Origin of the sequence: Microbacterium gilvum (assembly GCF_039543865.1) — a bacterium.
GTDB lineage: Bacteria > Actinomycetota > Actinomycetes > Actinomycetales > Microbacteriaceae > Microbacterium > Microbacterium gilvum.
The window spans coordinates 271,529-294,475 of record NZ_BAABKO010000006.1 but is presented as its reverse complement, the minus strand read 5'-3'; the positions used below and the strand labels follow the sequence as shown (position 1 = coordinate 294,475).

General features: G+C 71.9%; 19 protein-coding genes. 6 read left to right on the top strand and 13 right to left on the bottom strand.

Annotation, left to right across the window (positions count from 1 at the left end):
- Positions 1 to 276 precede the first annotated feature (276 nt).
- Complete coding sequence (locus ABD998_RS16290; protein ID WP_345441568.1) at positions 277 to 918, bottom strand: NAD(P)-dependent oxidoreductase; 642 nt, start codon at positions 916 to 918, stop codon at positions 277 to 279.
- A gap of 108 nt (positions 919 to 1,026) precedes the next feature.
- Here ABD998_RS16290 and ABD998_RS16285 point away from each other — a divergent pair, with 108 nt between their 5' ends.
- Positions 1,027 to 1,656 (top strand): TetR/AcrR family transcriptional regulator, encoded by a 630-nt coding sequence (locus ABD998_RS16285; protein ID WP_345441565.1) that lies wholly within the window; start codon positions 1,027 to 1,029, stop codon positions 1,654 to 1,656.
- Positions 1,657 to 1,694: 38 nt separating this feature from the next.
- Positions 1,695 to 3,335, top strand: coding sequence for an MDR family MFS transporter (locus ABD998_RS16280; protein WP_345441562.1), 1,641 nt, complete (start codon positions 1,695 to 1,697; stop codon positions 3,333 to 3,335).
- Positions 3,336 to 3,482: 147 nt separating this feature from the next.
- Here ABD998_RS16280 and ABD998_RS16275 read toward each other — a convergent pair whose 3' ends face one another.
- The 7 genes from ABD998_RS16275 to ABD998_RS16245 all read right to left on the bottom strand — a co-directional run bounded on the left by ABD998_RS16275 (position 3,483) and on the right by ABD998_RS16245 (position 12,708).
- Complete coding sequence (locus ABD998_RS16275; RefSeq protein ID WP_345441559.1) at positions 3,483 to 4,595, bottom strand: threonine synthase; 1,113 nt, start codon at positions 4,593 to 4,595, stop codon at positions 3,483 to 3,485.
- A 55-nt stretch (positions 4,596 to 4,650) separates the two neighbouring features.
- Positions 4,651 to 6,084, bottom strand: coding sequence for a hypothetical protein (locus ABD998_RS16270; protein WP_345441556.1), 1,434 nt, complete (start codon positions 6,082 to 6,084; stop codon positions 4,651 to 4,653).
- Positions 6,085 to 6,319: 235 nt separating this feature from the next.
- A complete protein-coding gene (locus tag ABD998_RS16265; RefSeq protein WP_345441554.1) occupies positions 6,320 to 8,407 on the bottom strand; it encodes a beta-galactosidase in 2,088 nt (695 codons plus the stop codon).
- Positions 8,408 to 8,433: 26 nt separating this feature from the next.
- A complete protein-coding gene (locus ABD998_RS16260) occupies positions 8,434 to 9,336 on the bottom strand; it encodes a carbohydrate ABC transporter permease (RefSeq protein WP_345441552.1) in 903 nt (300 codons plus the stop codon).
- Positions 9,333 to 10,262 (bottom strand): carbohydrate ABC transporter permease, encoded by a 930-nt coding sequence (locus tag ABD998_RS16255; RefSeq protein WP_345441549.1) that lies wholly within the window; start codon positions 10,260 to 10,262, stop codon positions 9,333 to 9,335. Before ABD998_RS16255 ends, ABD998_RS16260 begins: the two co-directional genes overlap by 4 nt.
- Before the next feature lie 5 nt (positions 10,263 to 10,267).
- A complete protein-coding gene (locus ABD998_RS16250; protein ID WP_345441546.1) occupies positions 10,268 to 11,572 on the bottom strand; it encodes an ABC transporter substrate-binding protein in 1,305 nt (434 codons plus the stop codon).
- Positions 11,573 to 11,670: 98 nt separating this feature from the next.
- Positions 11,671 to 12,708, bottom strand: a complete 1,038-nt coding sequence (locus ABD998_RS16245; protein ID WP_345441543.1) for a LacI family DNA-binding transcriptional regulator — start codon at positions 12,706 to 12,708, stop codon at positions 11,671 to 11,673.
- 122 nt (positions 12,709 to 12,830) lie between these two features.
- Here ABD998_RS16245 and ABD998_RS16240 point away from each other — a divergent pair, with 122 nt between their 5' ends.
- Positions 12,831 to 14,369 (top strand): SDR family oxidoreductase, encoded by a 1,539-nt coding sequence (locus ABD998_RS16240; protein ID WP_345441540.1) that lies wholly within the window; start codon positions 12,831 to 12,833, stop codon positions 14,367 to 14,369.
- 6 nt (positions 14,370 to 14,375) lie between these two features.
- Here the strand turns inward: ABD998_RS16240 and ABD998_RS16235 are convergent, their stop codons facing one another.
- The 3 genes from ABD998_RS16235 to ABD998_RS16225 are packed head-to-tail and all read right to left on the bottom strand — an operon-like array spanning position 14,376 to position 16,336.
- Complete coding sequence (locus ABD998_RS16235) at positions 14,376 to 14,867, bottom strand: flavin reductase family protein (RefSeq protein ID WP_345441537.1); 492 nt, start codon at positions 14,865 to 14,867, stop codon at positions 14,376 to 14,378.
- A gap of 33 nt (positions 14,868 to 14,900) precedes the next feature.
- Entirely contained in the window at positions 14,901 to 15,365 is a 465-nt protein-coding gene (gene soxR, locus ABD998_RS16230) for a redox-sensitive transcriptional activator SoxR (protein ID WP_345441534.1), read from the bottom strand.
- A gap of 29 nt (positions 15,366 to 15,394) precedes the next feature.
- The gene (locus ABD998_RS16225; RefSeq protein WP_345441531.1) at positions 15,395 to 16,336 is read right to left on the bottom strand and encodes a nucleoside hydrolase; all 942 of its coding nucleotides are present in this window, start codon (positions 16,334 to 16,336) and stop codon (positions 15,395 to 15,397) included.
- A 186-nt stretch (positions 16,337 to 16,522) separates the two neighbouring features.
- Between ABD998_RS16225 and ABD998_RS16220 the strand changes: the two genes are divergently transcribed.
- On the top strand, positions 16,523 to 17,827 hold the full coding sequence (locus ABD998_RS16220) for a glycoside hydrolase family 27 protein (protein WP_345441528.1): 1,305 nt from the start codon (positions 16,523 to 16,525) through the stop codon (positions 17,825 to 17,827).
- 233 nt (positions 17,828 to 18,060) lie between these two features.
- On the top strand, positions 18,061 to 19,077 hold the full coding sequence (locus tag ABD998_RS16215) for a magnesium and cobalt transport protein CorA (protein WP_345441582.1): 1,017 nt from the start codon (positions 18,061 to 18,063) through the stop codon (positions 19,075 to 19,077).
- Here the strand turns inward: ABD998_RS16215 and ABD998_RS16210 are convergent.
- Entirely contained in the window at positions 19,055 to 20,596 is a 1,542-nt protein-coding gene (locus ABD998_RS16210) for an MFS transporter (protein WP_345441525.1), read from the bottom strand. The two genes, ABD998_RS16215 and ABD998_RS16210, sit on opposite strands and share 23 nt — an antisense overlap.
- Before the next feature lie 173 nt (positions 20,597 to 20,769).
- On the opposite strand from ABD998_RS16210, the gene ABD998_RS16205 reads away from it, so the two are divergent.
- Positions 20,770 to 21,771: an MDR family oxidoreductase gene (locus tag ABD998_RS16205; RefSeq protein WP_345441522.1), complete on the top strand. Its 1,002-nt coding sequence runs from the start codon at positions 20,770 to 20,772 to the stop codon at positions 21,769 to 21,771.
- A gap of 18 nt (positions 21,772 to 21,789) precedes the next feature.
- Here the strand turns inward: ABD998_RS16205 and ABD998_RS16200 are convergent, their stop codons facing one another.
- Complete coding sequence (locus ABD998_RS16200) at positions 21,790 to 22,947, bottom strand: MFS transporter (RefSeq protein ID WP_345441519.1); 1,158 nt, start codon at positions 22,945 to 22,947, stop codon at positions 21,790 to 21,792.

The following is a 22,947-nucleotide window of genomic DNA, read 5'->3' as shown; positions in this document are numbered from 1 at the left end:
ATTTGACAAGTGCACGCTGTTGAGTTCTCAAGGATCAGACGCACCCAGCCCTCGACCTCACGACCGAGCCCTCCGGGGCACCCACCCACCCAGCCACAGCCCAAAGACCGCAACCAGAGATTGTGTTGTGTTGTCACTGTCCTGGGGCGGGGAACCTTCCGGCTCAACCTCACCGCTTGGCGGCGACAAGAGACAACATTACGGGGATGTGAACGGGAGGGCAAATCGGATGCCCGTCACGGCGTGTCGCGGGCCGTGACGGGCATCCGACCCGCTTCAGTAGGCGGCGGTGAACCGTGCTCGCCGGTGCGCGGGCGTTTCGATCTCCTCGACGATCGCGAGCGCGAGGTCGGCGCCAGAGATGAACGACTCGCCCTTGTCATCCACCAGCAGCACGTCTCCTCCCAGGCGGTACGACCCCGTGGCCTCGCCGGGTGCGAAGGCGCCGAACCCGCCGGCGGGGCTGACGAAGAACCAGTCCAGGTCATCCGGCGTCTCGCGGAGGGCGTCGAGGACGCCCGCCATCTCCTCCGCCTCCGGCTTGTACTCCTCGGGGAACCCCGCGTCCAGCAGCCGCGGACCCTCCTCCGCGACGAGGAGCGATCCCGCGCCTCCGACGACACCCAGGCGGGTGCCGGTGCGACGCGCCTCCTCGGCGAGCACCGCGATGGCGGGAGCGGTCGCACCCGCCATCGCACCGCGCGGCGAGACGGCGCTGACCACGACTTCGGCATCGGAGACCGCCTCCGCGACCACGGCCGGGTCGGCGATCGAGCCGGCACGGTACGACACCCCGGCGATCGTCTCGGCGGGAACCGAACGGCTGTAGGAGATCACCTCGTGGCCTCGCTCGGCGGCGGTACGGAGGATGTGGGAGCCGGCGTAGCCGGTGCCCCCGAAGACGGCGATGCGGACCATGGTCTCTCCCTGTGTCGACGGACGATGCTCCCAGTCTGAGGCCATCCGCCCTTCACCGCGCCGGTTCTCTCAGTGCACTTTGAGATTGAGAGTGCAATATTGCACTTCATGAGCCAGAGTGCAACAGGGCTGAGGGAGCATCGGCGGCGGGAGACCTTGCGGAGCCTCTCCGAGTGCGCCCGCCGCCTGACCGCCGACCGCGGTTTCGCCGGCTTCACGATCGAGGAGCTGTGCGAGGAGGCCGGCGTCTCCCGCCGCACGTTCTTCAACTACTTCGCCGCGAAGGAGGACGCCGTCCTCGGCTTCCCCGCCCTGCGGGACGACGATGCGCTGGATGCCGCGTTCGTCGCGGGTGGAACGCCGACCGCCGGCGCACCGTCCGCCGACCTCGTCGACGCCCTCCTCGAGCTCTTCATCGCGCGCTGGGCCCGGATGGCCCTCACGGCCTCGGAGGCGGAGCGCGTGTTCGCGATCATCGAGCAGGAGCCGCGGCTGCACAGCCGCATCCTCCAGCTCGTGCGAGAGGGAGAGGACCGCACCATCGCGCTCGTCGAGCGCCGCGAGGGCCTCGCGGCCGGCGACATCCGCGCACACACGCTCGTGCACGTCGTGGGCACCCTCAACCGCGTGGTCGCCGAGGAGTTCCTCCGCGACCACGGCGATGCCCCTCCCTCCATCGACGAGTTCGCCGATCGGCTGCGCACGCGCGCGGCCGTCGTGCGCGAGCTCTTCGGCTGATCCGCTCCATCCCCGCCCTCATCCCACCCGGAGACCCCATGACATCCACCACAGCAGGCGCGCCCTTCCTGCTCACGAAGCGGCGCATCTGGATCATCTTCAGCGCCCTCATCGCAGGAATGCTGCTCTCGAGCCTCGACCAGACGATCGTCTCCACGGCGATGCCGACCATCGTCGGCGAGCTCGGCGGGGTCGAACACCAGGTCTGGATCACGACGGCCTACCTCCTCGCGACGACGATCGTCATGCCGATCTACGGAAAGTTCGGCGACGTGCTCGGGCGGCGCAACCTCTTCCTCGTCGCCATCGCGCTGTTCACGCTCGCCTCGGTGGGCTGCGCGTTCGCGACCGACTTCTGGGCGTTCGTCGTCTTCCGGGCCATGCAGGGCCTCGGCGGCGGCGGCCTCATGATCCTCTCGCAGGCGATCATCGCCGACATCGTGCCCGCCAACGAGCGCGGCAAGTACATGGGCCCGCTCGGCGCCGTGTTCGGCCTGTCCGCCGTGGCCGGTCCGCTGCTCGGCGGCTACTTCGTCGACCACCTGACCTGGCAGTGGGCGTTCTACATCAACATCCCCGTCGGCATCGCGGCGTTCGTCATCGGCCTCATCGCCCTGCAGCTGCCGAGCAAGAAGGCCGAGAAGCCCATCGACATCCTGGGAGTGATCTTCCTCTCCCTCGCGACGACGTGCCTCATCTTCTTCACCGACTTCGGCGGAGACTCCGCGTACGGCTGGGATTCGCTCGCGACGTGGCTGTGGGGCGCCGGCCTCGTCGTCGCGGCGACGGCGTTCGTCCTCACGGAGGCGCGCGTGCAGGATCCGATCATCCCGCTGTCGCTGTTCCGCAACCCCATCTTCGTGAACGCCACGGCCATCGGGCTCGTGCTGGGCATCGGCATGTTCGCGGCGATCGGCTTCGTGCCCACCTTCCTGCAGATGTCGTCGGGGACGTCCGCGGCGGCATCCGGCCTGCTCATGATCCCCATGATGGTCGGGCTCATGGGCACGTCGATCGCCTCCGGGATCGCGATCTCGAAGACCGGCAGGTACAAGGCCTATCCGATCGCGGGGACGATCCTGACGGGGCTCGCCATGGGCGCGTTCACGACGCTCACGGCCGACACCCCGGTGTGGCTCATCTGCGTCTTCCTGTTCTTCTTCGGAGCGGGCCTCGGCCTCATCATGCAGGTCGTCGTGCTCGTCGTGCAGAACGCGGTGCCCGCGGGCGAGATCGGCACGGCGACGAGCACGAACAACTACTTCCGCGAGGTGGGGGCGTCGCTCGGCACCGCCGTGTTCGGCACGCTCTTCACCACGCGCCTCTCCGAGAACCTCATGAGCGTGTTCACGGGTGCCGGCGCGAGCGCGGAGGACGCCGCCGCGTCGACCGCGACGATCGACCCGGCGACGCTGAACGCCCTTCCTGACGACGTGCGCGACGGCATCGTCACGGCCTACGCGGATGCGCTCGCTCCCGTGTTCTGGTACCTGATCCCGTTCGTCGCGCTCGCGCTCATCCTGTCGCTCTTCCTCAAGCAGATCCCGCTGCAGGATCAGGCGGGGCTGGTCGCCCGCGGCGAGGCGATCTCGGGCGAGGAGGCCGAGCGCCTGGAGGCCGAGCTGCGCGGCGGCCGTGTCGAGCCGCTCCCGACGACGGATTCGACGCCGACGAGGTAGCCCGCCCGGCGGCTGTTCCGCTTCGGTTGCGCGTCGCCCGCGCGTCGCCCGTCGGCGAAAGCCCATCCCCCTGCCGAGCGCACACCGGATTCCGCGACATCCGGTGTGCGCTCGTGCAGGGGATATCCGTTGGCGGAGAAGCGGGGGTCACGCCACCAGGGCGCGCACGGCCGCCGCCGCCTTCAGGCCGCTGCCGCTCAGCATCACGACGGTCGTCTCCGACGGCAGGATGGCGCGGCGCGCGAGGAGCGTGTCGAAAGCCGCCGCGGCCGTCGCGCTCGTCGGCTCGACGAAGAGGCCGTCGTCGCAGAGGCTCCGGAGGGCGGCGGCGATCGCGTCCTCCGGCACGGCGACGGCGTCGCCGCCCGTCTCCCGCACGGCGCGGAGCATCTGCGCGAGGCGCATCGGCCGGCGGATGGCCGTTCCCTCGGCGATCGTGGGCGCGACCGGCCGGTCGTCCTCGCCGCGGAGCGCGGCGTCGAGCGGGGAGCAGGCGAGCGGCTGCGCGGCGAAGAGCCGCGGCATCCGCTCGATCCGCCCCGCCGCGAGGAGCTCCCGGAAGCCGAGCCAGCATCCGAGGAGGCTGCTGCCCGCGCCGACGGGGACGACGAGGTTGTCCGGAGCGCGGAACCCGAGATCCTCCCACAGCTCGTAGGCGAGGGTCTTCACGCCCTCCAGGAAGAGCGCCTGCCAGTTGTGGCTGGCGTAGAACGTGTCATCCGATGCGCGGATGGCGGCGGCCTGCGACTCCTCGCGCGGTCCGTCGACGAGCACCACCGACGCTCCGTACGCCCTGACCTGGTCGATCTTGGCGGGGCTGGTCGACGACGGGGCGAAGATCGTCACGCCCATCCCGCCCGCCGCGCCGTAGCCGGCAACGGACGAGCCGCCGTTGCCCGAGCTGTCCTCGAGCACGGCCTCGATCCCTCGTTCGCGGAGGTACGACAGCATGACGCTCGTGCCGCGATCCTTGAAGCTCCCCGTGGGGCTGAACCACTCCAGCTTGAAGAGCGGATGCGCGCCGCCTCGCGCGCGCTCGACGAGCGGCGTGCAGCCCTCGCCGAGGCTGATCGGACGGGCGATGTCCACCGGCAGAGCCGCGCGATACCGCCACAGCGAGCGGTCGCCCGTCTCGATGTCGTCGGGCGAGATCCCCTGCTGCGCCGAGACGAGCAGCGGACGGCCCGCGTCCGACCGCCAGCGCGGCGCGTCCAGCGGATACCGGCTGCCGTCGACGGGGTCCACGTACACGGCGACCATGGTCGTCCCCTCTCGTCGGCGTCGTCTGCAGACTACCGAGCGGGATGACGTCCGCTCACCACACGACGGGGATGCTGTCGCGCGCCTGCGACGCGCTCGCTCCGTTGACTCCGCCCGAGTACGTCGCCGTGATCGTCGGGTTGGTCAGCCCCAGATCGATGAGCGACTGCCCGAGGGTGATGGACCCAGTGCCGGAGGCGCCGAGGGAGACGGTTCCGGCACTCGCAGAACCGTACGACACCGTCGCCGACGTGTTCGGCTCGCCGACGACGTAGAGCGTGTAGCTGGTGAGGAGGAGCCCGAGCAGGCCGTTCTTCCGCAGCCCGGTGAATCCCAGCGGATCCGCGACCACCGGCGGCTGTGTCGTCGCCGGCGGCTGCGTGGTCGCCGGCGGCTGCGTCGTCGCCGGCGGCTGTGTCGTCGAGCTGGGGCTCGTCGGCGTCGTGGTCGACGACGGCGGTTGCGTCGTGGACGAGGGGCTCGTCGGCGTCGTCGAGGACGGGGGCTTCGTCGTCGACCCGGGACTCGTCGATGTCGGCGGCTGCGTCGTCGCCCCAGGGCTCGACGGTGTCGTCGACGCCGGCGGCTTCGTCGTCGACCCAGGGCTCGACGGTGTCGTCGACGTCGGCGGCTTCGTCGTCGACCCAGGGCTCGACGGTGTCGTCGACGCCGGCGGCTTCGTCGTCGACCCAGGGCTGGTGGGTGTCGTCGACGCCGGCGGCTTCGTCGTCGATCCGGGGCTGGTGGGCGACGTCGACGACGGGGGTTTCGAGGTCGACGGCGAGGGGTCGTCGGGATCGGATGTCGGATACCGCGACGGGCTCGGCTTCGTCGTGGGCGTCGCACCGTCCGAGCCGTCCGATCCGCCGGACCCGCCCGGCTCATCCGATCCACCGGACCCGTCCGAGCCATCCGACCCGCCCGACCCATCGGACCCGCCCGACCCATCGGACCCGCCCGACCCATCGGACCCGCCCGGCCCATCGGACCCGCCGGACCCGTCAGCGCCATCCGACCCGTCAGCTCCGCCCGAGCCATCCGAGCCGTCGTCGGGCTGCCAGGGAGCAGAGGGGAACAGCGTCGGCAGGAGCCAGGCGATGGGATCGTCGAGCTCCTGCTGCGGGGGCTCGATGATCTCCACGGCGACGCCGGGGAGATCGACCTGCGGGTCGATGCCCTCGGCGCTGAAGTACGAGGTCTGCTGCGTCTCGGCGAGGGCGGGTCTCGACTCGATGAACGAGCCGCCGCCCGAGCCGGGGGTCAGCGCACCCGCGACCATGGCGGCGACTGCCGCCGCCGTGCCCGCGGCAGTGAGCTGGCCCGCGTGGAAGGCCGCCGTCGCGACGGCGGTCGGACGCGCCAGGTCGACCGGCGTCGCGATCGGGAGGCCGGCGGCGGAGCGCCGCGAGCGCGCACGAGGCGGCGCCGCGCTCTGCGTCAGGATGATCGGAGTGATGGGGCAGGCGTCGCCGACACGGCGACGGGTCACCGGAACGGCAGCCGGCAGCCGGGGAGACCGGTCTCGATGCGAGGGCCCGGGGGCGGCGCGCCCGCTTCCGCTCGCATCGTCCGTCATCGCTGCTCTCCGTGCCTTCCGGTCGCGGATCCGCAGCATCGCCGCGGCCCCCTCCGCGCCGATCGACACGGTACGCCGATATTCTCTCATCCCGGTGCGCCGACGCAAGCGCGGGACGCCGGCGCCCCGGCCCGCGCCCCGCGCATCCTCATCGGCTGGCCACGACGCGCACGTCCCACGGACCGAGCCGCAGCTCGGATCCCGCAGGGAGGCGCTCCCCCGACAGCACGTCCTCGGCCGCGTCCGGCAGGGGGTACGAGCTCGGCTCCCACGACCAGTTGTGCACGACGTGCAGCCTCTCGCCGCGGGCGTTCCGTGCGTTCTGCACCGACTGCGTGGGAGCCGAGGGGCGCCATCCCGGCTCGCCCGCGCCCTGCGCCACGGCCCATTCCGCGACCGCCCGTGCGAGCGCGAGGTCGGGGACGGTGCCGACGTACGTCACGCGCCCGCGCTCGTGGACCGACGTCGTGACGGCGGGCCAGCGGCCGTGATGCGGATGCGCGTAGCTCGCGATCGCCTCCGCGCCGTCGAGCTGCAGCCCGTCGGCCCAGAGCGTCCCGCGCGCGCCCTCCGGCACAGGGAATCCCTCCGTGCCCGCCACCTCGACGGGCTGTGCGAGATTGCTGAACTCGTCGTACCAGACCCCGGCAGCCGCGTCGAGGTGCGCCGGCTTGCGTTCGAGCCGGGCACGCGCCTGCTCGTCCTCGTAGCCCGTCCGGATCCCGACGACGAGGTGACCGCCCGCCGCCGCGTAGTCGCGGAGCCACCGGAGGTCGTCATCAGACGCGATCGTGAAGCCGGCGGCGATGAGCACGGGGACCTCGGCCGCGAACGCGGCGGGCTCGCGCTCGCGCAGCTGCGCGGCGTGCACCGCGCGCCCCTGCAGGCCCGCCTCGAACACGCCCCGCGCGAAGGCGTCGCGCACCGTCTGGAACGACCGCCGATCTGGCTCGCCGTCGCGCGACAGCGACGGGTGCTCGGACTGCGCCCACTTGCTGTCGGTGTCGAACAGGATCGCGACGTCGGCGTCGGGACGCAAGCGCGTGACGCGATCGCCCGCGATGCGGAGCTCCTCGCCGATCCTGGCGAGCTCGCGGTAGACGCGGCCGGGCTGCTGGCTGTGCGGCAGGATGCCGCCCCAGTACGTCTCGGCGCCCGCATGCAGCGTGTGCCAGTGCCAGTACTCGATCATGGTCGCCCCGCGCGAGACGAGAGCCCACGCCGCCTGCCTCCACTGGCCGTCGAAGCCGGGCTCATTGACCCAGGGCATCCCGATCGCCTGCGCGTTCGTCTCGGTCACGAGGAAGGGCGCCTGCTTGGTGCCGTACATGCGATCCGCGCCCGTGACGAGAGCCCACGCGCCCTGGCTCGTCCAGTACTGCTCCGGTTCGGCGTCGTTCGGGAGGGCGAGGGCGTCCTGCATCCGGAAGTACGGGTTGCCCGCCGTGATGTCGAGGGCGCGCGTGAGCCGCTCCTCGTCGGCCGTGACGCGGTCGTAGGCGATGCAGGTCGTGACGAACTGGTCGTCGCGCGCGTACTCGCGGACGATGTCGGCCTGCCAGGCGATGAAGGTCGTCGTCAGCTGCCCCTGGAACCGCCGCCAGGCGAGCGAGTACTGCGGCTGCGCGTTGCCATCGGGTCGCCAGAGGTCGGCCCAGTCGCTCAGGCGGTGCGACCAGTACGTCAGCCCCCACGCATCGTTGAGCGCCGCGACCGTGCCGTACTCGCGGCGCAGGGCGTCGACGAAGCGCTGGAACACCTGGTCGTTCGAGAAGGACACCATGCCCGGCTCGTTGTCGACCTGGTACCCGATGACGGCGGGATGGTCCGCGTAACGCGCGATGATCCGGCGGATGACGCGCTCGGCGTGGAAGAGGAACGCGGGGTGCGCGTAGTCGATCTCCTGCCGAGCACCCCATCCCATCCGGTGCCCCGTGCGGGTCTCCGCGTTGATCTCGGGGAGCTGGCGGGCGAGCCAGAGGGGCGCGGCGTACGTCGGGGTGCCGAGGATGACGCCGATCCCGTTCGCGTGGGCGGCGTCGAGGACGGGCGCGAGCCACTCCAGGTCGTATACGCCGTCCTCCGGCTCCCACGTCGACCAGACCGACTCTCCGACGCGGATGACGGTGAAGCCCGCGTCCTTCATGAGGCGCATGTCCTCGTCGAGCCGCGGGCTCGGCTGGTACTCGTGGTAGTAGGCGGCGCCGAAGAGGACGGACTCGTCGAGATGCGGCATGGTGTTCCTTTCGCAGGGCGGACGCGTCATCCCTTGACCGCCCCGGCCGTGAGGCCTTCGAGCAGTTGCTTGCGGAGCAGGATGAACACGAGGATGGTCGGGATCGAGGCGAGCACGGCGCCCGCGAGCACGAGGTCGTACGAGCGGTTCTCGGAGGCGAACAGGATGTTGAGCCCGAGCGGCACGGTGTACTGCTCGGCGTCGGAGACGAGGACGAGGGGCCACATGAAGCTGTTGTAGCTCTGCAGGAAGCTCCACACGCCGAGTGCGCCGAGCGACGGCCGCAGCAGCGGCAGGACGACGCGCCAGAAGGTGCCGAACTCCGAGTTCCCGTCGATGCGGGCGGCCTCGATGATGTCGTCCGGCACGGACTGCACGATGAACTGCTGCATCATGAAGATGCCGAAGGCGGGAGCGACCCACGGCACGATGAGCGAGAACCACGGGTTCGCGAGACCGCTCTTCACAACGAGGATGAACAGCGGCACGAGGATCACCGCGAACGGGATCGACAGCGAGCTGAACATCACGGCGAACAGCACGCGCCGCCCGCGGAAGCGGAACTTGGCGAAGCCGTACCCGGCGAGCGCGCACACGAACACCGATACGACGGTCGCGATCGATGCCGTCCCGACGCTCATCCCGAACCAGGCGAAGAACGGCTGGGTGGAGAGGAGCGCCGCGTAGTTCTCGACCGTCAGCGGGTCGGGGATGAGCGACGGCGGCGTCTGGAAGATGTCGCCGCGCTCCTTGAACGAGCCGCTGACGGCCCAGAGGAGCGGTGCGACGAAGACGACGAGCAGGGCGACGAGGGTCGCGTAGAGCAGAGCGCGCCGGAGGACGGCCGGTGCACGCGAGGCCCTCCGGTGCGGGGCCCGGGCGGTTTCGCGCGGGGTGTCGACGGACGGCGGCTGGGCGATGGCGGTCACGATTCCCTCCCGATGCCGAGGAGGCGGTTGAGCCCCTGGCTGACGGCGAACACGATGGCGAACAGCACGACGCCGGCCGCTGCGGCGTAGCCGAACTGCTGCCGCTCGAAGGCGGCGCGGTAGATGAACATGGCCACGCTGAGCGTCGCCTCGCCCGGTCCGCCCTTCGTGAGCAGATAGGGCTCGTCGAAGAGCTGCGCGGCGCTGATGAACGACGTCACGACGACGAACGCGGTCACCGGGCGGATGGACGGCACCGTCACGGTGAAGAAGGAGCGCACAGGGCCCGCCCCGTCGAGCGCCGCCGCCTCGTAGAGCTCTCGGGGCACGTTCTGCAGCGCCGCGAGGAAGAAGATCGTCAGGTAGCCGACGGTGCGCCACAGCAGCACGAACCCGATGGCGCCCTTGGCGATGGCGGGGTCGCCCAGCCAGTCGATGCTCGGCATCCCGAAGAGCGCGTGGAGGAGGGCGTTCAGGAGCCCGTAGTCGCGGTCGAACACGAGGCTGTAGATGAGCGCGATGACGATCGGCGACAGCACCATCGGCACGAAGAACGCCACGCGGAACGCGTCGCGGAAGCGCAGACCGCGTGCATTCAGCGCCTGCGCGACGAGGAGCGAGACGGGCACGACGACGAGCACCGCCACGGCCGTGTAGACGGCGGAGTTCAGCAGCGCCGAGCCGAAGCTCGTGTCGCGGGCGAGATCGAGGTAGTTGCGCAACCCGATCCACTCCGGTTCGCCGAGGCCGACCCATTCGGTCAGGCTGAGGACGACCGCGGCGATGACGGGCACGATCATGAAGAGCCCGTACAGCACGTAGAACGGCGCGATGAAGAGGTAGGGCGCCGCCCCGGCGCGGATCCGTCCGCCGCGGGCCCTCCTGTGCGCGAGGTGCGGCAGGACCTGCGCCTCGGTGTGCGTCATGGCGCTCATCCCCTGGCCTGCCCTCGGTAGTCGGCCGTCGCGGTCGCGAGCGCCTCCGCCGGGCTCACGTCGCCCCGGTAGGCGCGCAGCAGCTGTCCTGAGAGGACGGTCGTCATGATGGCGCTGTTCTCGCTCTGGTGGTGCTCCGGCACGTCGTCGACGATGTCGCGGTAGATCTCGAAGAGCCTCTGGCCGCCGAAGTAGTCGTCTTCGACGGCGGCGAGCTCCGCCGATTCGAAGACGGAGCGGCGCGTGGGCAGGTAGCCGAGCGCCTTGTAGCGGGCGATCTGCTGCGACGGCTCGAGGTACGCCGTCGTGACGAGGTGGACGCCCGCGTCGGTCGCTGCCTTGCCGCGCAGCGCGCCGAAGCCCGTGCCGCCGCCCACGCCCGTGCGTCCTCCGCCTCCCTCGAACCGGGGCAGCGCCGCGACCCGCCACATCCCCTCCTGCTCGGGCACGTTCGGCTTGATGCCGTAACTGGCGTACCACGACGGCATGTTGACGCCGAGGATCTTCCCCGACTTCAGGCCGCTCTGCATGCTGGGCCCGTACATGTCGGCGACCGTCGCGAGCGCCCCCGACTGGACGCCCTGGGCGACGAACGCGAGCGCGTCCTCGGCCTCCGGTGTCTCGAGAGAGGGCTGCCCGTCGGCGTCGAAGAGGTCGCCGCCGCGCTGGAGCAGATGGATGTGCCAGCTCTGCACGGTGCCGCCGGGGTCGCTCGTGGCCACGGCGCCGAGGGCGAGCCCTTCGCGATCGGCGAGCGCGGCGCCCGTCCGCCCGAATTCCTCCCACGTGCCGAGCTCCGCGGGGATGCCGAGGCGTGCGAGCTCGTCCTCACGGTGGTAGTAGACCGTGAGCGGGGTGTCGGAGTCGAGCGCGTAGAGCGCGCCGTCCTTCTGGAACGGCGTGAGCCGCGCCGTGACGAGATCGTCGGCCACGGGTGCGACGGCGTCCGTCAGATCGACGAGCAGCTCGGGAGCGATGTCGCCTCGCAGCATGCGGGAGAACGCCCCGATCTCCAGGCCGACGACATCCGGCGTGCCCGTTCCCGCCACCGCCTGGGCGATGAGCTTCGTCACGATGTCGGCCGCGCCCACCTTCGTGATGTCGAGCCGGTATCGGAAGGGGGAATCGGCTTCGGCCAGCGCCACGGCATCCGAGAAGAACGCGACGTAGCCGTCGTCATGGGTCCAGAAGGACACGTCGACGTCGCCCGACGCGAGCGGCGGGCGCGAGGACGGGGCGCAGGCGGCGAGCGCCGTGGCGAGCGCCGCGCTGCCGCCGGCCGCCGCGAGAAGGCGGAGCACCGCACGACGCGAGTGGCTCGGCGGGGATGAAGAAGGGACCACGAGTTCTCCTGACTACGTTGTCATACGAGGGAGGGCGCCCGTCCTCCGACCAGGGGTCAGCCGGCGGCGGGCGATGCGGTGCTCGAGGCTCGGATCACGAGCTGAGCGGGGAGCGTGCGGTGAAGGTCGTCGTGCACGTGGCCGTCGAGCGCGCGCAGCAGACGGTGCATCCCGACGCGCGATGTCTCGGCGAAATCCTGGCGGACGGTGGTGAGCGGGACGGCGAGGTAGGCGGCGACGTCGATGTCGTCGAACCCGACGACGGCGACATCCTCCGGCACACGCAGACCCGCGCGCTGGATGGCCGACATCGCGCCGATCGCCATCTGGTCGTTGGCGACGAAGACGGCGGTGCAGCCCCCGCGGTCGATCAGCGCCGACATCGCCGAGAACCCGCCGGCCGGGGTCCAGTCGCCCGCGACGGGCTCGGGCGGAGCGACCCCGCCGTCGACGAGCGCACGCCGCCACCCGGCCGTCCGGCTGCGGCTCGAGAGCCAGTCGGAGGGACCGGCGATGTGGTCGACGACGGCGTGGCCCTGCGCGAGCAGATGATCGGTGGCGTCTCGCGCGCATCCGCTCTCGTCCGCGCCGACGACGAGCTCCCGGGGATGACTCGTCGCATTCCCCATGCCGAACGTGAGGACCTCGACACCCTCGGGGATGTCGATGGGCGCACCGCCCACGTCGACGGGCTCCGAGATGACGACGGCTTCGACACCCTGCCCTGCGAGCGCGTCGACGGCGGCCTGGATCTCGTCGCGGCCGCCGGGCTCCGTGCGGATCACCGAGAGGGTGTAGCCGGCCCGTCGCGCCGCGGCCTCGACGCCGGCGAGCACCGAGGTCGGCCCGTGCAGCGTGGTCCCTCCCATCGCGACGACGCCGATGCGATGCGAACGCCGCGTCACGAGCGCGCGCGCCGCCGCGTTGGGCCGGAAGCCGAGCCGTTCGATCACGGCGAGCACGCGCTCGCGCACGTCGACCGCGACGTACGGCTCGTCGTTGACGACCCGCGAGACGGTCTTCTGCGACACCCCGGCCTCCCGTGCGACGTCGACCATGGAGACGCGGCGTGCGCGTGCGGCCTTCTCGACCATCCGGCCTCCTCGTCATCGCGGGACGACACGAGCGTACCGACGCATGACTACGTAGTCAATGCACGTCCGCGATATCGCGTCAACCCCTCTCCCCTGCCCGGCACCGCGCCTAGCCTGGCGCCATGACCGACCTCACGGCACCCACGGGCCGAGAGCCCGCCCTGCGCGCGCTCCCCCGTGCCGACGGGACGGCGCCTCGTGCGCTCGTCCTCGGCGCGACGGGCTACATCGGCGGGCGGCTCACACCCCGGCTGCTCGCTGCGGGGTACCGCGTGCGGGTGCTCGCTCGCGATGCCGCTCGCGCGAGGGCGTTCCCCTGGGGGCGCGACGTCGAGATCGTCGAGGGTTCGGCCGATGACCCCGAGGCCGTCGCCGCAGCGTGCGACGACGTCGATGTCGTGTCCTACCTCATCCACTCGATGGGAGCCGGTCGGGGCTTCGAGGACGCGGACGAGCGCGCCGCGCGCACGGTCGCCGACGCGGCCAGGGCGGCAGGCGTCCGGCGAATCGTCTACCTCGGCGGACTCCATCCCGAGGGTGCCGACCTCTCGCCGCATCTCCGCTCGCGCGTGCAGGTCGGCGAGATCCTGCTGGCCTCCGGTGTGCCGGCGCTCGTCCTGCAGGCGGGGGTCGTCATCGGGTCGGGCTCGGCGTCGTTCGAGATGATCCGGCACCTCACGGAGGTCCTGCCGTACATGCCGGCGCCGAGGTGGGTGCGCAACCGCATCCAGCCGATCGCGGTGCGCGATGTGCTGCACTACCTGCTCGGCGCCGCGCGCGTCGCCGACGACGTCAGCCGCGCCGTCGACATCGGCGGACCGGACGTGCTGAGGTACGGGCAGATGATGAACGGCTACGCGCTCGAGGCGGGGCTCCGCCAGCGCGCGATCGCCGCGCTGCCCGTGCTCACCCCGGGGCTCGCATCGCACTGGGTGAACCTCGTCACGCCCGTGCCGAGGTCCATCGCGCGGCCCCTCATCGCGTCTCTGCAGAACGAGTGCATCGTGAAGGACGACGCGATCGACGCCCTCATCCCGCCGCCCGCCGACGGCCTCACGCCGTACCGCACGGCCGTCCGGCTCGCGCTGGGCCGCGTCGAGGCCGACCTCGTCGAGACGAGCTGGCAGGACGCGGAGGTGTCGGGAGCGCCGAGCGATCCGCTCCCGAGCGATCCCGACTGGGCCGGTCGGACCGTGTTCGTCGACGAGCGCTCCCGCCCGACCCGTGCGGCCCCCGATGACCTCTGGAGCGTCGTCCTCGGCGTCGGCGGGGAGAACGGCTGGTACTCGTCGCCCGTCCTGTGGGCCGTCCGGGGCTGGATGGACCGGCTCGTCGGGGGCGTGGGGCTCCGCCGCGGGCGACGCTCGCGCACGGCGGCGCAGGTCGGCGACGCGATCGACTTCTGGCGCGTGGAGGCGGTCGAGCACGCCCGCCTGCTCCGCCTGCGCGCGGAGATGAAGGTCCCGGGCTCGGCATGGCTCGAGCTGCGCGTCTCCCCCGACGGGGCGGGCGCGCGGTACGCCCAGCGCGCGGTGTTCTTCCCCCGCGGACTCGCCGGCCGCCTCTACTGGCTGGCCGTCCTCCCGTTCCACGGGTTCATCTTCGCCGGGATGGCCGTCCGCATCACCGAGGCGGCGGAGGCGATCGCCGACGAACGCTGACGCCGCTCAGTCCCCTGCGCGGCGGATGACGTGGAAGGCGCGGTCCTGGTAGACGACGGGAGCGCCGTCCTGCCCCTCGATGACGTCGAGCACCTCGGCGAGCACGAGCGACGACGCCCCCACGGGCGTGATCTGCAGTGCGCGCGAGCGCAGCGCCACGCGCGCCGTGGGGAGGTGGGGCTCCCCCGTTGGAAGAGTGCGCCATCCCTGGGCCGGCGTGAAGCGCTCGCTGCCCGAGACGGCGAACGTCTGCGCCGTCTCGACGTCGTGCTCCGTGAGGAGGTGCACGACGAAGGTGTCGGCGCGCAGGATCCCGCCGGCGCTGCCGCTCGACCGCGTCACGGAGAACGCGAGCGCGAGCGGGTCGAGCCCGACGGAGGCGACGCTCGACGCCGTGATCCCGACGGGCCCATCGGGAGACGCCGCCGTGATGAGCGCGATCCCGGCCGGATGGTGGCGGAAGGCGGTCTTGAAGGCGTCGACGTGGGAGGTCTGCATGATCCGACGCTAGAACCTCAACCGCGGTCGAGGTCAAATCGGGCCGTCATCTTCGATCCCGAGGCGCCGGGCCCCGACCCCGCCGAGCGCATCGTCGGGATTGAGCAGCCGGCACGCGGTCATGGAGAGGCAGCCGCATCCGATGCAGCCCGTGAGCGCGTGCTCGAGGCGCTCGATCGCCTGCCGTCGGCGTTCGAGCACGCGCTTCCACTCCCCCGACGCGCGTTGCCAGTCGGCCTGCGTCGGGGTGCGGTCGAGCGGCACGTCGCGCAGCGCCGCCCCGACGTCGGCCAGCGGGATGCCGAGGCGCTTCGCGACCGAGATGAGCGTGACGCGCCGGATCATGTGGCGTCGGTAACGGCGCTGGTTGCCCGCCGTCCGCGACGACGCGATGAGCCCGAGCCTCTCGTAGTAGTGCAGCGCCGACACGGCGACCCCCGTGCGCCTGCTCACCTCGCCCACCGTGAGCAGCTGCTCGGGGGCGCGCTCGCCATCCATCTGCCCAGCGTAGGCGGGCGCGGACGGCCTCAGGCGGCCGCGCGCTGCAGCTTGGCGTAGAGGTCCTCCAGGAGCAGGCGCACGTCGAGGCGCCGGTACACGCGGATGGGCGCGCGCTCGGGGCGCGACGCGTACCCGCCGTCATCGCGGATGGCCGGGCGCGGCACGAGCACGTAGTCGGACGACGAGGGGTCGGCCTGGAAGGACGACCGGAGCGACGTGAGGAGGACGAGCGGGCTGTCGCCCAGCGCGTAGGTCTCACCGAGCGGCAGCCCGTGCCCGGCCGCTATCTCGGCCACCCGGGAGATCGCGTCGGCGAGGCGCGCGCCGAGGGCGCCGTGCGGCCGGATGCGCAGGTCGATCTCGTCGGCGGAGACGAGCACCTGGCGGTAGGCGTCTCGCGGCACCTGCCAGATCGGCACCGCGCTGTCGAACACGACCTGCGCGGCGGCGACGTCGATCGCGAGGTTGTACTCCACGGGCGAGGCGTCGGGAGGCGGCACGGCGAGTCCGTCGTGCTCGACGCCTCCGATCCAGACGAGCGTCATGCGCTCGGCGATGCGCGGCTCGAGGAGGAGGGCGCTGGCGAGCTCGGTGAGCCCGGCGCCCGCGCAGAAGACGAGCGGCAGGTCGGTGTCGTCGCGCATCGCCTCGGCGATGATGGCGCGCGCGGCGGCGGTGTCGTGCGGGGTGCCGCGGTCGGGGATGGCGTTCTGGGCGCCGGCGAGGACGGGGATGTCGTCGCGCCCCATCGACGAGAGGAGGTCGCTTGCGATCGCGGCGGCGTTGTCGGCCTGCGTCTCGCTGGGATCGAACGGGTCGCCGGGCGACAGGTGCGAGCCGATGACGAGGCGGATGTCGACGGCCGGCGACAGGGCGTGATGCGCCATCTGCACGAGATCGTCGGGGTCGCCGGAGAAGTCGTTGTCGACGATGATCCGCTGGCGGGGCACGGCGGGGAAGGCGGTCACGGGGCTCCCTTGCTCTCGGATGTTCCAGGGACGAGCGTACGGACACCCACCCCCTTATCGCAACCGGTTGACCGGATGATCCACGCGTCGATCCGATGACAAGGCTCGATTCCCACGTTGTAATCGGCTAGCCTCGGTGTCGCGCCCCGCGCCCGACGACGTCCGCGAACCCGATGAAGGGACCCCATGTCGAACCCTCGCCGCACCCCGCCCATGGGCTGGAACAGCTGGGACTGCTACGGCACGACCGTGACCGAGGCGGAGGTGATCGCGAACGCCGAGTTCATCGCCGAGCACCTGCTGCCGCACGGGTGGGACACCGTGGTCGTCGACATCGACTGGTCGGATCCGACGGCGCGCTCGCACGGCTACAACGCCGACGCTCCGCTCGCGATCGACGGCCACGGCCGTCTCGTGCCCGACGAGGGCCGCTTCCCGAGCTCGGCGGAGGGCGCCGGCTTCCGACCACTCGCCGACCGCATCCACGCTCTCGGCCTGCGGTTCGGCATCCACACCATGCGGGGCATCCCCCGTCGCGCCGTCGCGGAGGACCTGCCGATCCTCGGATCGGACGCCCGGGCATCCGACGTGGCCGACGCCGCGAACGCGTGCGAATGGAACCCCGACATGGTCGGGCTCGACCATCGCCATCCAGCTGCGCAGGCGTACTATGACTCCACGCTCGACCTGTACGCCGCCTGGGGCGTCGACTTCATCAAGGCCGACGACATGCTCTGGCCGTATCAGGCCGCCGACATCGAGGCCTACGCGCGCGCGATCGCCCGCACGGGGCTGCCCATCGAGCTCAGCCTCTCGCCCGGCCGCGATCTCTCCCTCACGCGTCTCGACCATCTACGGGAGCACGCGACGATGTGGCGCATCTGCGACGACCTGTGGGACGACTGGGCCGACGTCGAGGCCAACTTCGCCCGCTTCGCCCGCTGGGCGCCGCACGCGTCCGCGGACGGATGGCCCGACGGCGATATGCTCCCCCTCGGCCGCATCGGCATCCGCGCGGAGCGGGGCGAGCCGCGCCACGATCGGCTCACCCCTGCCGAGCGCGTGTCGCTCCTCACCCTGTGGCTGGTGGCCCGCTCGCCGCTCATGATCGGCGGCGACCTGCCGACGAGCGACCCCGCCACCGTCGCGCTCTTCCAGAACTCCGACGCCCTCGCCCTGCTGCGCGCGACGGGGAGCCGGGAGGTGTTCCGCGAGGGAGGGCTCGTGCTGTGGACCGCCGACGGCGAGCACGGCGAGCGCTACATCGCGGCGTTCAACCTCGACGACACGGCGCGGTCGGTGCTCCTCGACGCGCAGAACGTCGGGCTCCCTGCCCGTCTCGACGGCGCGCTGCGCGAGCTCTGGACGGCGACGGACGTCGCGCACCATCCGTCGGCGCCGCCCGCCGACCGCGGCGTCGCCACCGGCAGCACGGCCATCCCGCTCGACCTCGCTCCGCACGGGGCGGCGCTGCTGCGCTACACGGTTTGACTCTCCTCCGGCAACGGGCGTAGGGTCGCGTGGGCTCTGCGCCCGTTCCCCGATCCGAAGGCAGGTGATGCGCGATGTCCAGTGATAGTCGCCGCGCCGCCGACATGCCTTCGTCGATCAGCATCTCCCGCTGACGCCCGAGCCCCTCGGCGGCGCCGCCGCGCGCATGCGCGCGGCTTCCGTGCGCGCGGCTCGTCCGCGCGCGCCCGAACGAGCGGATGAGGTGAACGATGATGGCTTTGATCGACAACGCGGTGTACGTGGACGGACGCAGGACGCCCGACCCCGCCGACCTGCGAACGGCCCAGGAGGCGGCACGCGAGCGCGACGGGATGGCCTGGCTCGGCCTCTACCGCCCGAGCGCCGAGGAGATCCGCGCGCTCGCCGCGGAGTTCGCCCTCCACCCGCTCGCCGTGGAGGACGCCCTCAAGGGCCACCAGCGCGCCAAGCTCGAGCGCTACGGCGACACGCTGTTCGTCGTGCTGCGGCCCGCCCGCTACCGCGACGACGAGGAGCGGGTCGAGTTCGGCGAGCTGCACGTGTTCGTCGGCCCCGACTTCGTCGCGACCATCCGCCACGCCGAGGCCCCCGACCTCGGCCGCGTGCGGCGGCGGCTCGAGCAGGCTCCGCACCTGCTGGCCCGCGGCCCCGAAGCCGTGCTGTACGCCATCCTCGACGAGGTCGTCGACCAGTACGCCCCCGTCGTGGCGGGGCTCGAGCAGGACATCGACGAGATCGAGGACCAGCTGTTCGACGGGGCGACGTCGGTGTCCCGCCGCATCTACGACCTCGCCCGCGAGGTCATCGGGTTCCAGCGGGCGACGCAGCCGCTCGTCGCGATGCTCCAGGCGCTCCTGCGCGGCTCGGAGAAGTACCGGGTCGACGAGGAGCTGCAGCGCTCGCTGCGCGACGTGCTCGACCACGCGCTGCGCGTCGCCGACCGCACGGGCGCCTTCCGCGCCATCCTCGAGAACGCCCTCACGGTCGACGCGACGCTCGCCGCGCAGCGCCAGAACGACGAGATGCGCCGCATGACGGAGGCGGGCCTCGCCCAGAACGAGGAGGTGAAGAGGATCTCGGCCTGGGCCGCCATCCTCTTCGCCCCCACGCTCGTCGGAACGGTCTACGGCATGAACTTCGAGCAGATGCCCGAGCTGTCGTGGGCGTACGGCTACCCGCTCGCGCTCGCGCTCATGGTCGGGCTCGGGTTCGCGCTCTGGGGTCTGTTCAGGCGCCGGCGCTGGCTGTAGCGCGCTCGCGCTCGCCGTGCAGGATGTCGAGCGGCATCGTGCTCGTGTCGATGAGCGGGTTCGCATCCTGCTCCGCCACGAGCGCGGTGGCCTCGGCCCTCGTCTCCACGGTCGGCACCGAGCCGATGAGGGGCCGCCGGGCCGACTCCGGCATCGTCAGCACGGCCGCGCCCGCGACGACGGCGAAGAACATGATGTAGAACGCCGGCATGAAGGTGTTGCCGGTGAGCTGGATGAGCCACTCGCTGAACAGCGGCGTCGTCCCGCCGAACAGCGACACCGACAGGTTGTAGGCGATCGCCATGGCGCCGAAGCGCGACGCCGTCGGGAACATCGCGGGGAGCGCGGCGGCCGACGGGCCCACCCACAGGGCCACCGGCACGGCGACCATCGCGAGCGCGATGAGGATGGCCCACTCCTCGCCGATCTGCATGACGGCGAACGCGGGCACCATGAGCACGAGCGTCGCCGCGACGGCAGCGAGATAGACGGGCTTGCGTCCGACGTGGTCGGACAGGCGCCCGACGAGCGGAAGGCACGCGGCCATGACGATCAGCACGGGCACGGTCGCCATGGCGGCCATGAGGTTGGAGACGCCCACGTCCTTCTCGAGGTAGGTCGGCATGTAGCTCGTGAGCGCGTAGCCCGCCGTGTTGGTCGCCGCGACGATGGCCATGGCCACGAGGATCTGACGCCAGAAGTGGCGGAAGATGCCGACGATGCCGTGACGGGCCATCGGGTCCTCGCCGTCGGCCTCCGTCTCGCCGGACGACTCGGCCACCTCGTACGCGGGGGTCTCGGGGATGCGCAGACGGAACCAGATCGCGACGACGCCGAGCGGAAGGGCGATGAGGAAGGGGATGCGCCATCCGTAGTCGACCATGGCGCCGGCGCCAGAGATCGACTCGACGACGAGCGTCGTCAGGGCGACCGTCGAGGCTCCGGCCGCGAAGCCGATGTACGAGCCGGTGTCGAGCCACGACGACCAGAACCCGCGTCGGCGGTCGGGCGAGAACTCCGCCACGTACGTCGACGCTCCGGCGTACTCGCCGCCCGTGGAGAACCCCTGGATCATCTTGAGCAGGTAGAGCGGGATGATCGCCCACAGGCCGATCTGCGCGGCGGTGGGCAGCACGCCGATGAGCGCCGTCGAGACGGCCATCATCGTCATCGTGAGGAACAGCACCTTCTGGCGCCCGATGCGGTCGCCGATGGGGCCGAGCACGGCGCCGCCGAGGGGTCGGACGAGGAAGGAGACCGCGAACCCGAACAGCGTCACGAGCAGCCCCGCCTCGGCCGGCAGTCCCTGCGTGAAGACCGCCGTCATGGTGACGGCGAGGTAGCCGTAGATGCCGAAGTCGAACCACTCCATGAAGTTGCCGACGACGGTCCCGGAGATCGCGGTGCGGATGCGCGACCGCTTCACGACGAGCACGTCCTCGACCTGGAGACGGCGTGGCCGCAGGCGGCGCCGGCGGGCGGCGGACGGCGGGACAGGAGAGGAGGGATTCACGTTCATCACTCGTTTCGTATGGTTCTCGTGCGTGTCGACGGATGCCCCCAAGGGCATCAAATGGCCGACCATAGCCCGAATCCGCTCGGACCGGAAACGCACGCGCCCGTTTTGACAACGCCGTCGGCGTGCGGCACGCGCGGGCGCGCACGCGCGCTGGAGAGAGGTACCGTGAGGGGATGACGCACCGTGCTCTCGTCGTCCGCGCCGATCCGTCGGGAACGAGGGAGCGCCCGCACGCGGCCGCGCTCGAGCACGTGGCCGACGAGGCGGCGGGCGACGCCGATCTCCTCGTCGACGTCGCGTTCTCGAGCGTCAACTACAAGGACGCCCTCGCGCTCGCGGGACGCCCCGGGATCATCTCCTCCCCGCCCCTCGCGGCGGGGATCGACGCCGTGGGGACCGTGGCGTCGGCCGCCGGACGGTTCAGCGTGGGCGATGCCGTCGTCGTCAACGGGGCGGGCATCGGGGAGCGGACACCGGGAGGGCTCTCCGAGCGCGTCCGCGTCGATCCGGCATCGGTCGTCCGGCTGCCCGAGGGGATCACCCCGTGGCGGGCCGCCGCGATCGGCACGGCGGGATTCACCGCCATGCTCTCGGTACTCGCGCTGGAACGCCACGGCGTCGTCCCCGGCTCGGGGCCCGTGCTCGTGACCGGGGCGGCGGGAGGCGTGGGGACGATCGCCGTCGCGCTGCTCGCCCGGCTCGGCTACGACGTCACCGCCTCCACGGGGCGCGTCGACGAGCAGGGCGGGAGGCTCCGCGCGCTCGGCGCGCGGACGGTCGTCGACCGGGCGGAGCTCGGCGGGGAGGGCAAGCCGCTGCAGAAGGCCGTCTGGGCTGGCGCGATCGACTCGGTCGGCAGCCGCACCCTCGCGAACGTCCTCGCGCGCACCGCGTGGGGCGGTACGGTCACGGCGTGCGGCCTCGCGCAGGGCGCCGATCTCCCGACCACCGTGCTGCCGTTCATCCTCCGCGGGGTGACGCTCGCCGGCATCAACTCCGTCGACGCGCCGCCCGCGCTGCGCGAGGAGGCGTGGGCACGGCTCGCCGCCGACCTCGACCCCGCCGTCCTCGACGACTCCACCGCGACCATCCCGCTCGCGGGCGCCCTGTCCGCCGCCGAGGACGTGCTGGCGGGGCGGGTCGCGGGGCGCCTCGTCGTCGACGTGCGCGCGTAGGACGCGACCGAGCCCGCGTCACGCGAAGGCGCGGCGGCGCTGCACGGCCCAGACCGCGAGGGCCAGGAGCAGCAGAGCGGCTCCCGCCCAGGCGACGGAGGACCATCCGCCGCCGGCCCACAGCGCACCGGCGAGCGCCGAGCCGGCGGCTCCGCCGAGGAAGTTGCCGACGACGAGGACCGTGTTGAGCCGGCTGCGCGCAGACGGATCGATCGCGAGCATGCGGGTCTGGACGAGCACCATGGCGGACTGCACGCCGACCGAGTAGACGGCGATCACGACGATGACGACCGCGAGCCGAGCGGGTGCGCTCGCCGCGAGGACGAGCGCCGCGCACGCGAGCGCGAGTCCCCCGGCGATGGCGGGGACGGCGAGACCGCGATCGGCGAGTCTCCCCACCCGCTGCGCGGCGACGGCTCCGCCGATGCCGACGAGGTTGACGAGCCCGATCTGCGTGGCGGAGAACCCGAAGGGCGCCGAGGAGAGAAGGAAGGTCAGCCCCGTCCAGAACAGCGTGAACGACGCCATCGTCACGGCGCCCACGACGACGAGCCACCGCGCTGTCCGGCTCGCGAAGGGCGTCCGCACGACGGCGAGCAGGAGAGCGGGGTACGGCGCCGTCGCCCGCGGAGCGAGCGGCGGAAGCGCGCGCCGCATGACGACGGCGAGCGCGAGCATGAGCACGGCGACCGCGCCGTAGAGCACGCGCCATCCGACGAGATCGGTCAGCACGCCGCTGACCGCGCGCGCGATCATGATGCCCAGCAGCAGCCCGGAGGCGACGATCCCGATGACCCGGCCGCGCCGGTCGTCCGCCGCGAGGTCGCCCGCGAGAGGGGCGAGGAACTGCCCCGAGACCGTCGTCACGCCGACGAGGGAGAGGGCGACCACGAGGACGGGGAACGACGGCGCGGCCGCGCCGACCGCCAGCATCGCGGCGGCGAGGACCATGAGCAGCGGGATGGCGCGGGCGCGGTCCACGACGTCGCCCAGTGGCACGAGAAGGAAGATCCCGACGGCGTAGCCGAGCTGGGTGACGGTGATGAGCAGGCCCGCCGTCGCGGAGGTCACCCCGAGATCGACCGCGATGACGGCGAGGATGGGCTGCGCCCAGTAGAGATTGCCGACGGCGGCTCCTCCCGCGACGGCGAAGAGGAGGGCCAGGCGAGTCGTCAT

Coding starts and splice junctions, on each gene's coding strand:
- ABD998_RS16290 (WP_345441568.1), bottom strand. CDS start 918: ATGGTCCGCATCGCCGTCTTCGGGGGCACCGGCTACGCCGGCTCCCAC.
- ABD998_RS16285 (WP_345441565.1), top strand. CDS start 1,027: ATGAGCCAGAGTGCAACAGGGCTGAGGGAGCATCGGCGGCGGGAGACC.
- ABD998_RS16280 (WP_345441562.1), top strand. CDS start 1,695: ATGACATCCACCACAGCAGGCGCGCCCTTCCTGCTCACGAAGCGGCGC.
- ABD998_RS16275 (WP_345441559.1), bottom strand. CDS start 4,595: ATGGTCGCCGTGTACGTGGACCCCGTCGACGGCAGCCGGTATCCGCTG.
- ABD998_RS16265 (WP_345441554.1), bottom strand. CDS start 8,407: ATGCCGCATCTCGACGAGTCCGTCCTCTTCGGCGCCGCCTACTACCAC.
- ABD998_RS16255 (WP_345441549.1), bottom strand. CDS start 10,262: ATGACGCACACCGAGGCGCAGGTCCTGCCGCACCTCGCGCACAGGAGG.
- ABD998_RS16245 (WP_345441543.1), bottom strand. CDS start 12,708: ATGGTCGAGAAGGCCGCACGCGCACGCCGCGTCTCCATGGTCGACGTC.
- ABD998_RS16240 (WP_345441540.1), top strand. CDS start 12,831: ATGACCGACCTCACGGCACCCACGGGCCGAGAGCCCGCCCTGCGCGCG.
- ABD998_RS16235 (WP_345441537.1), bottom strand. CDS start 14,867: ATGCAGACCTCCCACGTCGACGCCTTCAAGACCGCCTTCCGCCACCAT.
- soxR (WP_345441534.1), bottom strand. CDS start 15,365: ATGGATGGCGAGCGCGCCCCCGAGCAGCTGCTCACGGTGGGCGAGGTG.
- ABD998_RS16220 (WP_345441528.1), top strand. CDS start 16,523: ATGTCGAACCCTCGCCGCACCCCGCCCATGGGCTGGAACAGCTGGGAC.
- ABD998_RS16215 (WP_345441582.1), top strand. CDS start 18,061: ATGGCTTTGATCGACAACGCGGTGTACGTGGACGGACGCAGGACGCCC.
- ABD998_RS16210 (WP_345441525.1), bottom strand. CDS start 20,596: ATGAACGTGAATCCCTCCTCTCCTGTCCCGCCGTCCGCCGCCCGCCGG.
- ABD998_RS16205 (WP_345441522.1), top strand. CDS start 20,770: ATGACGCACCGTGCTCTCGTCGTCCGCGCCGATCCGTCGGGAACGAGG.
- ABD998_RS16200 (WP_345441519.1), bottom strand. CDS start 22,947: ATGACGACTCGCCTGGCCCTCCTCTTCGCCGTCGCGGGAGGAGCCGCC.